This window comes from Lentzea sp. NBRC 102530, assembly GCF_030269365.1.
Classification (GTDB): Bacteria; Actinomycetota; Actinomycetes; order Mycobacteriales; family Pseudonocardiaceae; genus Lentzea.
In genome coordinates this window covers 108,393-123,761 of sequence record NZ_BSTF01000009.1, presented here as the reverse complement: position 1 = coordinate 123,761, position 15,369 = coordinate 108,393, and the positions used below count along the sequence as shown (strand labels likewise).

10 protein-coding genes are annotated in these 15,369 nt (G+C 69.5%); 3 read left to right on the top strand and 7 right to left on the bottom strand.

What is annotated here, in order from left to right; all coding sequences use genetic code 11:
• Window positions 1–3 precede the first annotated feature (3 nt).
• Window positions 4–852 carry a LysR family transcriptional regulator gene (locus QSK25_RS24320; protein WP_285641510.1) on the bottom strand — a complete coding sequence of 283 codons (849 nt, stop codon included), beginning with the start codon at window positions 850–852 and terminating at the stop codon, window positions 4–6.
• Between the two features lie 91 nt (window positions 853–943).
• Here QSK25_RS24320 and QSK25_RS24315 point away from each other — a divergent pair, with 91 nt between their 5' ends.
• The 3 genes from QSK25_RS24315 (at window position 944) to QSK25_RS24305 (ending at window position 4,906) form a co-directional block, all read left to right on the top strand.
• Window positions 944–1,804, top strand: a complete 861-nt coding sequence (locus tag QSK25_RS24315) for an EamA family transporter (RefSeq protein WP_285641509.1) — start codon at window positions 944–946, stop codon at window positions 1,802–1,804.
• 25 nt (window positions 1,805–1,829) lie between these two features.
• Window positions 1,830–3,830, top strand: a complete 2,001-nt coding sequence (locus QSK25_RS24310; RefSeq protein WP_285641508.1) for a neutral/alkaline ceramidase — start codon at window positions 1,830–1,832, stop codon at window positions 3,828–3,830.
• Between the two features lie 140 nt (window positions 3,831–3,970).
• Window positions 3,971–4,906 (top strand): alpha/beta hydrolase, encoded by a 936-nt coding sequence (locus tag QSK25_RS24305; protein ID WP_285641507.1) that lies wholly within the window; start codon window positions 3,971–3,973, stop codon window positions 4,904–4,906.
• Here QSK25_RS24305 and QSK25_RS24300 read toward each other — a convergent pair.
• From QSK25_RS24300 to QSK25_RS24275, 6 genes are all read right to left on the bottom strand, one after another.
• Window positions 4,896–5,108 (bottom strand): hypothetical protein, encoded by a 213-nt coding sequence (locus tag QSK25_RS24300; RefSeq protein WP_285641506.1) that lies wholly within the window; start codon window positions 5,106–5,108, stop codon window positions 4,896–4,898. The two genes, QSK25_RS24305 and QSK25_RS24300, sit on opposite strands and share 11 nt — an antisense overlap.
• 51 nt (window positions 5,109–5,159) lie before the next feature.
• The gene (locus QSK25_RS24295; RefSeq protein ID WP_285641505.1) at window positions 5,160–5,588 is read right to left on the bottom strand and encodes a hypothetical protein; all 429 of its coding nucleotides are present in this window, start codon (window positions 5,586–5,588) and stop codon (window positions 5,160–5,162) included.
• Window positions 5,589–5,594: 6 nt separating this feature from the next.
• Entirely contained in the window at window positions 5,595–6,446 is an 852-nt protein-coding gene (locus tag QSK25_RS24290; RefSeq protein ID WP_285641504.1) for a universal stress protein, read from the bottom strand.
• 67 nt (window positions 6,447–6,513) lie between these two features.
• Window positions 6,514–9,753, bottom strand: a complete 3,240-nt coding sequence (locus QSK25_RS24285; RefSeq protein WP_285641503.1) for a CARDB domain-containing protein — start codon at window positions 9,751–9,753, stop codon at window positions 6,514–6,516.
• Window positions 9,754–9,869: 116 nt separating this feature from the next.
• Window positions 9,870–13,631 (bottom strand): discoidin domain-containing protein, encoded by a 3,762-nt coding sequence (locus tag QSK25_RS24280; RefSeq protein WP_285641502.1) that lies wholly within the window; start codon window positions 13,629–13,631, stop codon window positions 9,870–9,872.
• Between the two features lie 365 nt (window positions 13,632–13,996).
• Window positions 13,997–15,298: an alpha/beta hydrolase family protein gene (locus tag QSK25_RS24275; protein ID WP_285641501.1), complete on the bottom strand. Its 1,302-nt coding sequence runs from the start codon at window positions 15,296–15,298 to the stop codon at window positions 13,997–13,999.
• Between the last annotated feature and the right edge of the window lie 71 nt (window positions 15,299–15,369).

The window sequence follows — 15,369 nt, the reverse complement described above, 5'->3', positions numbered from 1 at the left end:
TTCTCACACCCGATAGGCGTCGCACGCGATCGTGATCAGGTCGGTCAGGTGCTGCGGCGGCTGGTCCTTCCACCACGCGAGCCACACCGGGATCGGCGGCGCGTCCACCACGGCCCGGTAGGCGACGCCGGGGCGCGGGTTGAGGCTCGCGGTGGCCTCCGAGGTCATGCCGACGGCCTGTCCCGCGGCGATCAGCGTGAGCCACTCGTCGACGCTGTGGGTGTTGCGCACGACGGCGGGCGCCTTGCCGGGTTGCCAGAGGTCCAGGGTGGTCGTGCCGGTGCGGTCGTCCACCGCGATGCCGTACCTGGCGAGGTCGGCGAGCTTGAGCGAACGCTTGCGCGCCAACGGGTTGTCCGTCGCTACTACGCCGTAGCGGCGTTCGGTGCCGAGCAGGGCCGTCTCGAACCTCGGGTCGTCCAGCGCCCTGCGCACGACCGCGACGTCGGCGGTGCCCTCGGCGAGCCCGGCCGTGAGCGAGTTGGACTGGCCGAACACCAGCGGCATGCCGGGGTGCTTCTGCGCCCACGCCTTCTGCACGCGCCGGGTGTGCTTGCCCAGGGCTGACCACGCGTAACCGATGCGCAGCTCGGTGAGCGTCTGCGCGGCGATCCGGTGCAGGTGCGCGACCTCGTCCAGCACCCGCCGGGCGCCCTCCAGCACCTGGGCGCCGGTCGTGGTGAGCGAGACGTGCCGGGGCGACCGTTGCAGGAGACGGGTGCCGAGCGTGGCCTCCAGGGCCGCGACCGAGCGCGAGACGGACGCCTGGGTGAGGCCCAGGGCGGTGGCGGCGTCGGTGAACGTCCCGGAGTCCACCACGGCGACGAACGCCTTCAGGTGGCGCAGATCCATGCGCAGAGCGTAACCGATCTATACGCCGGACGTATGGCTCAGGCGAGGTGTGCATTTCCGGTATCTCCCGGGCGCGCTCAGGCTGGAGGACATGAAGAGCCTCGGTGGATTCGCCACGATCACCGCCAGCGCCGCGAGCAGCCAGCTGGGTGCGGCGGTCGGCGCGCACGCGTTCGCCTCGATCGGACCGGCCGGGGTCGTGGCCGTGCGCCAGTTCGTGGCGGCGGCGGTGTTGCTGCCGGTCGCTCGCCCGGACCCGCGGAGGTTCACCTGGGCGCAGTGGTGGCCGACGCTCTCGCTCGGCCTGGTGTTCGCGACGATGAACCTGAGCCTGTACACCGCCGTCGACCGCATCGGGCTCGGGCTCGCGGTGACGCTGGAGGTGCTCGGGCCGCTGGGCGTGGCGCTGGCCGGCTCCCGGACCCGCCTCGACTTCCTGTTCGTGGTGATCGCGGCCGTCGGCGTGTACGTGCTGGTGCTGCCGGGGCCGTCCAGCGACTGGCTCGGCATCGGCGCCGGGCTGCTGGCGGCGGCGAGCTGGGCCGCGTACATCCTGCTCAACCGCCTCGTCGGGCAGCGGTTGCCGGGCCTGCAGGCACCGGCCGCGGCGACGAGCGTGTCCGCGTTGCTCTACGTGCCGGTCGCGGTGTTCCTCGTGGTGAACGGGCAGTTCAACGGCATGGCCGTGCTGTACGCGGTGGCGGCCGGGGTGTTCTGCAGCGTCGTGCCCTACGCGGCCGACGTGATCGCGTTGCGCAAGGTGCCCGCGCGCCTGTTCGGGCTGGTGTGCAGCGTGCACCCGGTGCTCGCCGCGCTGGCCGGGCTCCTGTTGCTGGGGGAGACCCTCGCACTCCACCATTGGGCTGGAATCTTGCTGGTGGTCACCGCCAATGCACTGGCCGTGACTTGCAGTCAGTGGTCCAGATCACCTAACGTGCACCCCGAAATGTGAATCCAATTCACTTAGCGGGGTGCTCATGCGGACGAAAGTCTTGACGGTGGTCGCCGCACTCGTCGGTGCGGCGCTGGTCAGCGGTCCGTTCGCGTGGGCGGAACCCGAGCCCTACCTCGTCGGCCGGGGCATCTCGGACGTCACCGGCCCGGCCGCCGAGAACGGCATGATGGGCTACTCGAAGTTCGACCAGAAGACGTCGGGCATCCACCAGCGGCTGCGGTCGCGGGCCTACGTCGTGGTCGACCGGGCCACGAACAAGCGCGTCGCGTACGTCAACGCCGACCTCGCGATGATCTTCCGCGCGGTCCAGGAAGGCGTGCTGGCGAAGCTCCAGGCCAAGTACGGCACGACCTACACGCGCGAGAACCTGCTGCTGTCCGCCACGCACACGCACAGCGGTCCCGGCGGCCAGTCGCACAACATCGCCTACAACCTGTCGATCCTCGGCCTCCAGCCGCAGGCGCTGGCCGCCGTGGTCGACGGCATCACCGAGTCCGTCGTCGAGGCCCACGAGGACGTGAAGCCGGGTTCGATCAGCCTCGGCGTCGGCGAGCTCACCAACGCCTCGGTCAACCGCTCACGCGTGGCGTTCGACCGCAACCCCGACAAGGGCGCGTTCCCGAACGGCATCGACCCGCAGATGACCGTGCTGAAGTTCCGGCAGGGCAGCACGAACGTCGGCGCGATCAGCTGGTTCGCCACGCACAACACGTCGGTCACCAACGCCAACACCCTGATCAGCCCCGACAACAAGGGCTACGCGTCCTACCAGTGGGAGCACGACGACGAGGGCGTCCGGTACCTGGACAACACCGCGGGCTTCGTGGCGGCGTTCCCGAACACCAACGCGGGCGACATGTCGCCGAACCTCAACCTGAAGCCCGGCTCCGGCCCCACCGAGAACGAGTGGGAGAACGCCCGCATCATCGGCGAGCGCCAGAACCGCAAGGCGCAGGAGATCTACAACGGTTCCCTGGCACCGGTCTCCGGCGGTGTCGACGCGCGCATGCGGTTCGTGGACATGTCCGCCGTGCAGGTCGACGGTCGTTTCACCTCCGACGGCAAGGCGGGCACGACGTGCTCCGGTGTCGTCGGCGCGTCGACCATCGCGGGCAGCATCGAGGACGGCCCGGCGATCCCCGGCTTCGCCGAGGGCATGCAGTCGCCGTGGAAGAAGCTCTTCGAGCCGTTGCAGATGGAGGTCCCGCAGTGGCTGCGCGACTGCCAGTTCCCGAAGGCCTCCCTGGTGCCGACGGGTCTGATCGGCGCGACCCCGAACATCGTGCCGCTGCAGCTCGTCCGCATCGGCCAGCTGGTGCTGGTCGCCGTTCCCGGTGAGGTCACGATCACCGCGGGCCTGCGCATCCGCAAGTCCGTCGCCTCCGAGCTCGGCGTGCCGCTGCAGAACGTCCTGATCCAGGGCTACGCCAACGACTACAGCCAGTACGTCACCACGCCGGAGGAGTACGACTCGCAGCAGTACGAGGGCGGCTCCACCCTGTTCGGCCGCAACACCACCCCGGCCTACCAGCAGGAGTTCGGCAAGCTGGCCGCGTCGATGAAGTCCGGTTCGACCCTGGCTCCCGGTCCGATGCCCGGCAAGCCGCCGTTCACCGAGATCAACCTGCAGACCGGTGTCGTGCTCGACGACAAGCCGATGGACAAGAAGTACGGCGATGTTCTGAGCGCTCCCAAGGCGTCGTATGCGCGCGGTGAGACCGTCACGGCCGTGTTCGTCACCGGACACCCGAAGAACAACCTGCACCGCAACCACACCTTCCTGGAGGTGCAGCGGCAGGTGAACGGCTCCTGGGTGCGAGTGGCCGACGACGGCGACTGGTCGACGCGCTACCAGTGGGCGCGCGTGGGCATCTCCTTCTCCAACGCCACGATCACCTGGCAGATCCCGGCGGACACCCCGGCCGGCACGTACCGGATCGTGCACCACGGCGACGAGAAGTCGGGCTGGACCGGCAAGATCAGCCCGTTCACCGGCGCCACCGCGGGCTTCACCGTCGGCTGAGTTCGGCGTCTCGCGGCCCCTCGTCCCCCGGGCGAGGGGCCGTTCCTATTCCCGCCACCGGTGAGGCAGTGATTACGTTGTGCGCGATTTAATCGCGTACTAGCTTTATGGCACCACCCCAGGAACGCCAGGAGGAAGCCATGAAGCGCCCCGTCCTCGAACCCGCCGCCGCCGAGTTCGCCGCCGCCACCGACCAGCCGCCGTTCCTGTTCCAGATCGCCCCCGAGGAGGGCCGCAAGGCCGTCGACGAGGTGCAGTCCGGCGAGGTCGAGAAGCCCGCGGTCGACGAGGAGTGGGTCGAGCTCGACGGCTTCAAGGTCCGCGTGGTCAAGCCCGTCGGCGTCGAGGGCCCGCTCCCGGTCGTCCTCTACATCCACGGTGCGGGCTGGGTCTTCGGCAACGCCCACACCCACGACCGCCTCGTCCGCGAACTCGCCGCGGGCGCCGGTGCCGCCGTCGTCTTCCCCGACTACTCGCTCTCGCCCGAGGCCCGCTACCCGGTCGCCATCGACCAGAACTACGCCACCGCCCGGTGGATCCAGTCGTCGGGCGCCGCGCACGGTCTCGACGTCACGCGGGTCGCGGTCGCCGGTGACTCGGTCGGCGGCAACATGGCGGCGGCGTTGACGTTGCAGGCCAAGGAACGCGGCGACATCGATCTCAAGGCCCAGGTCCTCTTCTACCCGGTGACCGATGCCTCCTTCGACACCGACTCGTACCTGCAGTTCGCCGAGGGCTACTTCCTGCGCCGCGACGGCATGCAGTGGTTCTGGGACCAGTACACGACGAGCGAGGCCGAGCGCGCCGAGATCACCGCCTCGCCGTTGCGCGCCACCCTCGAGCAGCTGGCCGGGCTGCCGCAGGCACTCGTGATCACCGCGGAGGCCGACGTGCTGCGCGACGAGGGCGAGGCCTACGCCGACAAGCTGCGCGCGGCCGGTGTGCCGGTGACGGCCGTGCGGTACGCGGGCGCCATCCACGACTTCGTGATGCTGAACGCGCTGCGCGGCACGCACGCCGCCGAGGCCGCGATCAGCCAGGCGACCGCGTTCCTGCGCACCGCTCTCAGGGGCTGAGGCCGGGGACGAGCGCCAGCGCCACCACGACCGCGACGAACAGCGTGAGGCCCACGACCAGGATCCTGGTCGTGGGCCTCACGCTGTTCGTGCGCACGGGCGGCTGACCGGGGTCGGGGGTGCCTCTGCCGACCTGGACGACGAGGCCGTGGACGTCGCCGTTGACGACGTTCGCGACGGGCTCGGGCTCGGGACGTTCCACCGGCCCATCGTCCGCCACCGGACCCCACCCGGTCTGGAGCCGAACGGGCGATCAGCCGCGGCGCGTGCTCGTGACGTGGAACGGCGTGCCCTGCTGGCAGGTCGTCATCGCCCCGGGATCGGGCTTGCCGCTCACCTCGACCACCGCCCCGGCCACCGCGATCGCCGGATCGGCGCCGAGCAGCAGGTACTGCTCACCCGGCGCGGTCAGCAGCGTGCACCCCGCCTCGACCCCGGCGGAGATCGTGCCGCGCACCGTCTTCACGTCCGGGTCGAGCGCCCGTGTGGGCGTGGGCAGCGTGGGCGGCAGCGGTGCCGACGAGGGCGGCAACGGCGGCGGGATGCTCGGTGTGGTCGTGGCCGGTGCCTCAGAGGACGTGCTGGACGGTTGGCTGCTCGACGGGCCGGAACCCGCCGGCGTCTGCGCAGCACCGCACGAAGCCAGGACCACACACAGCAGCACGGCAGCTGACCCGCGCATCCGACGTCACCTCCGATGAACCACGGCGACCGGGCACGGCGCGTGGTGGAGCACAGCGTGGCTCACTGAACCCAGGATTGCACGCGTGACGGCACCACGGCCGTGACTTCCCACGGCGATCAACGCGGCACCATCGGCCGCTTGGAGCAACGCGCGCGCCGGTGCGTCGAACGCCACCTCCGACGCGACGTGCACATCGGGCCACTGCGCGACGTGTGGTGCGAGCTGTTCTTCCAGGAGCTTGGCGAGGTCCGCGCGGACGTGGTCGAAGTCCTGCTCGGGCAGCTCTGCCCAGCCCACGTCGTTCCACGCGTGGATGGCCAGCAGCTCACGGCCGTGCCGCGCGGCGTGCTCGAAGGCGAACGCGATCGCGTCCGTGGAGGTCTCGGAACCGTCGACACCGACGACCACACGCCCGTCCACCGGCCCGGACCGGGTGACGATCACCGGACGGCCACCGGAGGCCACCAGCTCGACCGCGGTGGAGCCCAGGAACATCTCGGCGATGCCGGTGCGCCCGGACGAGCCGAGCACGAGCAGGTCGCCCGGTTCGGCGGCGAGGACGTCGACCGGGCGGCCGATGCGGACGTGGGTCGTGACCTCGAGATCGGGCCACTGGGCCTTGAGCTCGGTCGCCAGCTCGGCGAGGTGGTCCTCGGCCGCTCGCGACATCGTCTCCTCGGTGACGAACTCCGGCACCGGGACGGACATCGGCGTGAACACGGGTTCCGGCAACGGGGCGCGCACGGCGTGCACGACCCGCAGGGCCGCACCGCGGCGGGAAGCTTCCTCGGCACCGAACAGCACGGCCCGGCGCGCCAGGCCGGAACCGTCGAAGCCGACCACGACCGTGGACATAAGACCACCTCCGACCGGGAAGTACCCGATCGGAGGTGGTTCTAAATGTGATCTACGAGCCGGGCCGCTAGTTGATGACGAACTGCGAACCGGGTTCGATCGTGATGTCGCCGTCCCGCGAGTTGGTGATCGTGACGTTCGTCAGCCGCGCCGAACCACGGGCCTGGGCCATCGCGAGGATGCCCGAACCGTTGTTCGACCCGTCGATGCGGACGTTCGTGATCGCCACGTCCGGCATGCCGGAACCGCCGCCCTTGAACTGGATCCCGTCGTAGGTGGAGTCCAGGATCTCGGTGTCGCGGATGACGACGCCGGGGATCGGCAGGTTCTGCGAGAACAGCGTGATGGCGCCGAACTCCTGCGCCTCCCCCCAGAACGCGCCGCCGGTGCGGTACAGGGCGTTGTTGGCGAGCGTCGTGGTCCCGCCGAACGGCAGCGGGTCGTGGTCGGTCGCCAGCATGATGCCCGGGTAGTTGGCGGTGTCGGAGATGACGTTGTTCTCCGCGCGGTTGTTCGAGCCGCCGTAGATCGCGATGCCGTTGGCGCGCCAGGGCAGGGCGATCGTGTTGTTGAGGAACGCGTTGCCGCTGCCGACGTCGACGTTCTGGTCCTTCACGTACTTCGACGCCCACACGGCCAGCGCGTCGTCGCCCGTGGTGCGGAACGACGAGTTGAAGACCGTGGAGTTGCGGGTGCCGTTGGTGAAGTTGATGCCGTCGGCGTAGGTGTCGCGGATCCGCATGCCGCTGAACTGCAGGCCGTCGCCGGGGTTCCAGCGGTCCGGCAGGTTGGTGTAGTCGCGGCCGACCCAGACACCGACGTTGGCGTGCTCGATCCACACGTTGGTGACCTTGGTGTTCTTGCCGAACCGCCCGTTGAGGCCGACGCCGCCCTCGGCACCGCCGTCACCGCCGCGGATCCGGCCGGAACCGAAGATCGCGATGTCGGAGATCTGGGTGTTGTCGTCGATGTCGAACCCGAAGTTGCCCTCGTGCGGGTGGTTGATCGTGTCCGCGTCCTGCGGCTGGATCAGCGAGAACAGCTGCGAGTGCCACATGCCGGCGCCGCGGATCGTGACGTTGCGGATGCCGACCTGGTTGTCGCCACCGCTGTTGAACACCGTGAGGATCTTCTTCTCCTGGCGGAACCTGCCCTCCGGGATCCAGACGCAGGGGATCTCCCCGTTCTGGTCGGCCGTCACGGCGCGCTGCAACGCGTCGGTGTCGTCCGTCTGGTCGTTCGCGGTGGCACCGTACTGCGTGATCGACACGCACTCGGACGGCTTCGCCGCGGCCGGCGCGACCTGCTCCAGGTCGATCAGGTCGATGACGTAGAACTGGGCGTTGTCACCGGAATCGCGCTGGAGCTTGAACTTCGTGCCCGCCGGGTAGCTCGAGGCCAGCAGTTGCGAGGTCTCGTCGAACAGCCTGCGGGCGTCGCCACCCGGACGGTTCGTGAGGCCCTCGGGGTCGTCGGTCGTGCCGTAGAGCCAGCTGTGCCGCGACGAGAACGTCAGCTTCTGCACGAACTGGTCGTTCGCGTAGAGGCTGATCGTCGCCTCCTGGCCACCACCGGCGGCGGCGTCCGGGATCGAGTTGCGCACGACGATCGAGTTGGTGCTGACCGTCGAGGTGATCTCCACGAACTGGCCCTGCGCGTCGAGTCGCACCGACTTGCGGCCCGAGGACTCGGACCCGAAGTTGGTGTGCCCGAACGTGCGCTTCGCGTCAGCCTGCAACAGCGTGCCGGTGTAACGGCCCGCTTCGGCCTCGTAGCTCGTGAACGGCACCGACGCGCCACGTCCGACCACGATGGACTGGGTGGCGGTGTTGTTGGTCTCGTTGGTCTCCGCCACGACGTTCGTCGCGTCGGCGGTCGCGGTGGCCGTGGCGCCGCCGTTGGTGGCGGTCCAGGAACCGACGTTGACCGTGACGGTCTGCCCGGCGTTGATGGCGGAGGTGTTGGCGTTCAACGTGCTGCCGCCGACGGTCACGCGGGTGACCGAGGCGCCCGCCGCCGACGTGCCGCGGTTGTTGACCTGCACCGCGAACGTCACGGCCTGGCCCGCCGCCGGGGACGACGGGTTCGGCGTGACGCCGAGGACCTGCAGGTCCGGTCCGGGCGCCTGGCCGACGACCAGGGGAGAGCCGGAGGTGAAGGTGTTGTTGCCCTCGTTGGTCTCCGCCACCTGGTTGGCCGGGTCCACCGTGGCCGCGGCCGCGTAGGACCCGGCACCCCGACGGCCCGCGTCGACGGTGACGGTGGCCGTGGCTCCAGGGGCGAGCGCACCGACCGCGGCGTTGCCCACGACGGTGCCGCCGAGCGTGGCGTTCAGCGTGGTGGCGCCGGATGCCACGGTGCCGCCGTTGCGCACGGTGGCGGTGAGCCTGATCGCGTCGGCCTCGGAGGGGCTGGCCGGCGTCCACGTCAGGTTCGTGACGGTCAGGTCGGGAGCCGGTGCGGACGCGCCGAACACCTGGAACTCGGCGACCTGGCCGCCGGGCGCGCCGGTGTTGGAGTAGAAGTGCAGGCGCACGTCGGAGGCCCGCCCGCTCACCGGGATGGTGACGGTGTTGCCGGTCGCCGGGTCGAACCGGTAGTCGGCGCGCGCCTTGAGGGTCGCGAACGCGGAAGCGCTTGCTTCCTTGCCCAGCACCTCGAAGTTCTGCGTCCGCGCACCCCACGCGTTGTCGGGGTTGAGCTTCACGACGACCGAGGTGATGTCGGCGTTCGAGCCCAGCTTCGCGGTCAGGTGACCGGGGAGACCATTGGACTCCCAGTACGTGCCCGTGTTGCCGTCGACCGCGTTGGCGGCCACGAAGTCGTGCACGTGCCCGGATTCCTCGACCGGCTTGCCCTGGGCGAGGTTGTCCCCGGCGGGCGGCGGGTCGACCGGTCCGGACTCGCCGTGCACCTCGAACTCGCTGAGCTGGCCCGCGGACCAGCCGGTGTTCGCGGTGATCGTGACGCGCACGTACCGGGCGCTGGTGGCGGCGAAGTCCAGCGTCACCGTGTTGTTCGAGCCGGGGGAGAAGACCCGCGCGCCCGATCCGACGATGTCGCTGAACTGCGAGCCGTTCGCACTCCCTTGTACGGCAAGCGTTTGCGAGCGCTGTTCCCACCCGGCGGGCAGGCGCAGCACCACCTTGCTGACGCTCTTGGACGACCCGAGGTCGGCCTGGAGCCACTGGGGGAACACGCCGTTCGTGCTCTCCCAGTAGCTGCCCTGGTTGCCGTCACCGGCGTTCCCGGCGCCGTACGGGCCGTTGCTGCTCGACGCGGTCAGGTTCGCGGACAGCCGGACCACCGCCGCACCTGCCGCGGGTGTCAATCCGAACAGTGCGAGGGCGCTGACGACGGCAGCACTCACCGCACGCTTCAGTAGCGTGTTTCTCATTTTGAATTGTCCTTCGTGGCAGGGGATCAGTTGTTGATGTTGATCTTGAAGGTGGTCGTGGTGTTCTTGATGTCCTGGAAGTTGTTGGCGAACCTCAGGCCGTTGAACGTGACCTCGCCGACGGCGGGACCCTGACCGGGCTCCGGCATCTCGTTGGCCCACAACCCGAATCCGGACTTGGCGTCGAACGCGTCACCGGACTTGCGCGCACCCGAGATGCTCACGTTGGACAGCACCGTGTCCTGGAAGACGTTCTCGGCGGCACCGTTGTACTTGGTCTGGAACATGATTCCGCTGTACGTCGGATCGATGATCTCGACGTCGCTCACCCGGATTCCGGTGTACTTCTTGGAAGCGGAGAACATCCAGATCGCGCCAAACGTTTGCTGGCCCCAGAAGTGGCCGCCGGAGCGCACCAGGGTGAGGCCGCTGAACGTCGTCGGCTCCGGCCCGAAGTCCTCCATCGGGTAACCGAAGTCGAGCGAGCTGATCGTCACCGCGGAGTAGGTGAGCGTGTCCGCGATGTAGATGTTGCGGAAGATGTTGTTCTTGCCGCCGTACACCGCGAGACCGGCCGCGCGCCACGGGGTCGTGACGCTCAGGTTCTCGAAGACGTTGTTCTGCTGGCCGCTGCCGCCGTTGTCGGTGGCGGCGAACAACGCGAACGCGTCGTCACCGGTCGAACGGGCCTCGATGTTCGCGATCCGGTTGCCCGCCGAGCCGTTCGTCATGTTCAGGCCGTCCGCGTACATGTTGCGGATGCGGCTGTCCTTGATGACGTTGTTGTCGACGTTGTTGCCCCAGAACAGGCACATCATGTGCTCGACCCAGATGTTCTCGATGGTCATGTTCTGGACGCCGGCGAAGTCGAACACCTTGCCGGGACCGTCGTTGCGCTGCGTGTAGTTGCCGAACACGGCGAACCCGCTGAAGGTCGAGCCGCTCGCGGACGACTGGGCGGAGAAGCCGAGGTCGGTGTTCTCCTGGGTGAGCGGGGCCTGGAACCGGGTGAACCAGGGACCGGCACCGATCACGCGGACGGCCTTGCCGTAGACGTTGAACTTCTGCTGCGTCGGGTAGGTGCCCGCAGGCAGGTAGACGCCGATCAGGTTGCCCGTGGTGTCCATGCGGACGCGGTCGAGCGCGTTCTGCACGTCCTGGTGGGTGAACCCGGCGGGCACGGCGTAGCGCGCCGCGTCGGGGTTTCCGGCGGCCTGCACCTGTTCGAAGTTCACGAAGTCGATCGCGTAGTTCGTGGTGTTGGCCGCGTCCTTCTGCAGCTTGATCTTCGTGCCCGCCGGGAACGTCGAGTTGAGCATCACGTTCGCCTCGTCGTAGATGTGGCGCGGCCCGCCCGCTCCCGGAGAGTTGCCCGGGGACGCCTCGTTGCCGTAGAGCCACATGTACTTCGACGTCAGGTCGATGGCCTTGTGGAACTGGCCGTTGACGTAGACGTTGAGGGTGCTGGTGATGCCGCCGCCACCGGAGCTGTCCGGGATGGAGAAGCGGGTGACGAGGGTGTTGGTCGGGGCGCCGGTGGTGAACTCGACCGACTGGCCGGTGCCGTTCAGCGTGACGGCGCGGCGGCCGGACGCCTCACCGGCGAGGTCGCCGATCGTCCTGTTCGGACTCAGCACCTGCGCGCCACCGCCGATGGTCGCGTCCTCGGCCTCGACGTGCTGCCACGGAACGCTCGCGCCGCGGCCGATGAACAGCGCCTGCTCACTGGTGTTGTTGGGCTGCTTGGCCGGGATCTCGTTGCCGTCGTTGGCGATGGCGGTGCGGACCGTGTAGCGGCCGTCCGCGGCGGGCCACGTGCCGACGTTGACCGCCGCCGTGGTGGCGCCCGCGTTGATCACGCCGGTGTGGCTGCCGGTCAGGGTGCGGACGGTCTGGCCGCTGCTGTTCAGGATCGTGACCGTGATGCCGTGGGCGCCGGACGCGCTGTTGATCGAGCCCTGGTTCTTGATCGCGACGCTGAACGTCGTGGTCTGGCCGTTGGCGGGGTTGCTGGGCGACCAGGTCGGCACAGCGACCAGGTCCGAGCTCGGGACCGGGGTGACCACGAGCGGGGACGGGTGGATGCGGGCGTTGTTGGTCTCGTTCTGCTCCGCGACCTTCTTGGTCTCGTCGACCTTCGCGGTGTACTCGTAGGACCCTTCCGGGCGCGCGGAGATCGTCGTGCTGACGTTCGCCTGCGCACCGGCGGCGAGCGCGCCGACGGTGGCCGTTCCGACCGCGGTGGTGCCGAGGAAGAACGTCACGTCCGTCGTGGTGCTCGCCGCCGTGCCCGCGTTGCGGACGGTGGCGTTCAAGGTGATCTGGTCGGTCTCGACGGGCGCGGCCGGCGTGAACGACGTGGCGGTGACGGTGAGGTCGGGGTTCGGGGCAGGGGTGCCGAACACCTGGATCTCCGCCACCTGCGTGCCGGGAGCACCGGTGTTGGACGTGCCGCGCACCTGGAGGTCGGCGACGCGTCCCGAGGTGTTGATGGTGACGCTGTTGCCGGTCGCGGGGTCGAAGCGGTAGTCGCGGCCGGGGGCGAGGCTGGTGAAGCTCGTCGCGTTCTGTTCGCGGCCGAGGACCTCGATGTTCTGCGTGCGGGCACCCCACGCGGTGTCGGGGTTGAGCTTCAGCGCGACGGAGCTGACGTCCGCGTTCGACCCCAGCTGGACGGTCAGCGTGCCCGGGAGGCCGTTGGACTCCCAGTAGGTCTGCACGTTGCCGTCGTTGGCGTTGGCGGCGACGAAGTCGTGCACGTTGTTGTTCGCCGTGACGGGCTTGCCCTGCGCCAGGTTCGTGCCGGTGGCGCCCTCGCGCGTGACGGTGTTGCTGGCGGGGGACTGGTTGCCGGCCGCGTCCTTGGCGATCACGTGGTAGCTCACCCGCAGGCCGTCGGGCTGGCTGTCGGTGAACGTCGTGCCGGTGACGCTCGTGCGCAGCGTGCCGTTGGCGTAGACGTCGTAGCCGGTGACGCCGACGTTGTCCGTGCTGGCGTTCCAGGTCAGCCGGATCTGCCCGGACTGAGGCTGGGTGAAGGCGAGGTTGCCCGGTGCCGAAGGTGCCTGGGTGTCACCACCGGTCGGGCCCTGCACCTCGAACTCGCTGATCTGGCCGGCGGGCCAGCCGGTGTTCGCGGTGATCCGCAGCCGGACGTAGCGCGTGGTGGCGGCGGTGAAGTCGATGGTCACGGTGCTGTTGGAGGTCGGGTTGAACTCGTAACCCCTGCTGGGGGCGAGATCGGTGAAGTTGGTGCCGTCCGTGCTGCCCTGCACCGCGAGGGTCTGGGTGCGCGCGCCCCACCCGCCGGTCGGCAGCTTCAGCACGACCCGGTCCGCCTTGACCGCCGCGCCGAGATCGGCCTGCAGCCACTGCGGGAAGGCGTTGTTCGCGCTCTCCCAGTAGGTCGACTGGTTGCCGTCGCCCGCGTTGCCCGGCCCGTAGTTCTGGTTGGTGCTGCTGGCCGTGTACGACGCCTGGAGTTTCGCGCTCGCGTCCGCTTCCCGGACGGCGAGCTTGGCCGTGGTCCTGGTGGCGCGGACGTGCTTGACCAGCGTCGGGTCGACCTTGAAGGTGACCTTGCCGTGCTGGAACGTGTGTGGTCGTTCCGCGACCAGCGTCGACCAGCCTCTGCCGTCGAGGCTCGTCTGCACGGCGAACGTCTCGGTGCTGTTCTCGGCGCTGGTCAGGGTGACTTCGCTGATGCGGGTCTGCTTGGCGAGGTCGAGGCTGACCGGCGCGGCCTGGGCGGCAGGGACGAAGGTCAGGGTCGCCGCTGCGGTGATCAATGCGGTTGCCGGGGCTAGCAGGGAGCGAGCGCGTGTCGTCAGTGACATGGCGTGCTTGGCCCTTCTCGGTGGGGACGCGAGGGGGTGTGGCGCGCCTCACCGTAGAAGTGACCAGCAGATTACCGCAATATCTCGACGTGATTGCGCAAATTTGCGACAGAGCGCTCTGAACAGGAAAGACCCAGGTTCATTCCCGTGTCCGAACAGTGTCCCAGCGTGCGCAAGGGCGATCACCAGCGGCTGGACAGACGGGTTCGGGGGCGGTTCGGGCCCGAACCTGCCCGGAAAATTGATGGGATCTCGATACTTGCGCTTGCGTCGGCTTGCTCTGCACTTGCTGACGTTGCGTAAGGCTTGCGCAAATTTCAGAGCTTCGCGAACAACCTTCTGGCTCGGTTCAGCAGATCCAGCCTGTGCTCACGCTGCCGCAGCGAGTGCCCCTCGCCGGGGTACACGACCAGTTCGGAGTGCCGGACCGCCGCGTGCAACAGCTCGGCTTGCTCCACCGGGACGTTGGTGTCCTCGGCGCCGTGCACGATCAACATCGGCGTGGTGATCTCGTGGGCGTACGTGATCGGGCTGAGCTCTGGGGTGTCGGCGAGCGCGGCCTCGAAGGCGCCCCACTCGCCGTGCTGGACCTGCCGCGGCCAGTCCGAGATCCCCGCACCGACCAGCGCGGCCCGGAACCTGCCGGTCCTGGTGGTGGCCCAGGCGGCCATGAACCCGCCGTGGCTCCAGCCCGCGATGCCGAGCCTGTCCGGGTGCGCGACCCCGTGCGCGACGAGCAGGTCGAGGCCGTCCTCGATGTCGTGCCACTCCTCCAGCCCGACCCTGCCGCCGACCCGCGCGGCGAACTCGTGCCCGTGCCCCAGGCCGCCGCGCGGGTTGGGCAGGAACGTCGCGATGCCCTGGTGCGCGAACCACTGCGCCGACGGCACCCAGTGCAGCTGCAGGCTGTCGGCGAACCGGTCGTACGGCCCGCCGTGCACGATCGTGACGAGCGGGAACGGCCCGTCCTCCCGCGTCCGGCCCAGGGGCAGGACGAGCAGCCCGGCGAGGATGAGCCCGTCACGGGCCCGGTAGCTCAGGCGTTCCTGCGTCCCCCAGCCGATGCCGTCGAGGTCGCGGTACGCGGGCGGCAGGTGGGAACCGCGGACGAGCCCGAGCAGCCCGTCGCGGTCCGGCGGCAGGCACGACCCGGCGTGCGCGAGGGCATCGGACCCCAGCCGGTGGAACTCCGTGTCCAGCCCGGCCGCCACCACCACGACCGGAGCGTTCCCGTCGTCCTGCACGAGGTCCACCGGGCACGCGAGCACGCCCTCGGTGAGGTTGCGGTGACGCTGGTCGAACACGGCGTTGCCGGCCTGCAGGAGCGGTGGTGTCAGCGCCAGGTAACACACCTCGTCGCCCCACCACACCGGTGCACCGGCGTCCGCCGGGGTCGGGCCGAGGTCGGTGATCGTGCCGTCGGGAGAGACGACGTGCAGCGCTGGGTGCAGCAGACCGGGGTCGATCTCCGGCGCCGACCAGGTGATCACGGCGAGGCGGCCGTCCGGGTGCCGCGCGGTCTCGGCGACGTGGCGACCGGGGACGCGCACCCCGGCGGGCGCCGGGCGGGGCGGCTGGGGGCGGTGGGAGACGACGATCTCGTCGGTCAGCTCGCGCACGCTCACTCCTTCGCTCGCTCTCCAGCTGACCACAGGTCGTGCGGGCGAGCACGCGCCGAAGAGGCCCGCGC

Excerpts from the sequence above, each read along its gene's own strand:
- QSK25_RS24295 (WP_285641505.1), bottom strand. The coding sequence starts at position 5,588 with ATGCGCGGGTCAGCTGCCGTGCTGCTGTGTGTGGTCCTGGCTTCGTGC.
- QSK25_RS24290 (WP_285641504.1), bottom strand. The coding sequence starts at position 6,446 with ATGTCCACGGTCGTGGTCGGCTTCGACGGTTCCGGCCTGGCGCGCCGG.
- QSK25_RS24315 (WP_285641509.1), top strand. The coding sequence starts at position 944 with ATGAAGAGCCTCGGTGGATTCGCCACGATCACCGCCAGCGCCGCGAGC.
- QSK25_RS24305 (WP_285641507.1), top strand. The coding sequence starts at position 3,971 with ATGAAGCGCCCCGTCCTCGAACCCGCCGCCGCCGAGTTCGCCGCCGCC.
- QSK25_RS24310 (WP_285641508.1), top strand. The coding sequence starts at position 1,830 with ATGCGGACGAAAGTCTTGACGGTGGTCGCCGCACTCGTCGGTGCGGCG.
- QSK25_RS24320 (WP_285641510.1), bottom strand. The coding sequence starts at position 852 with ATGGATCTGCGCCACCTGAAGGCGTTCGTCGCCGTGGTGGACTCCGGG.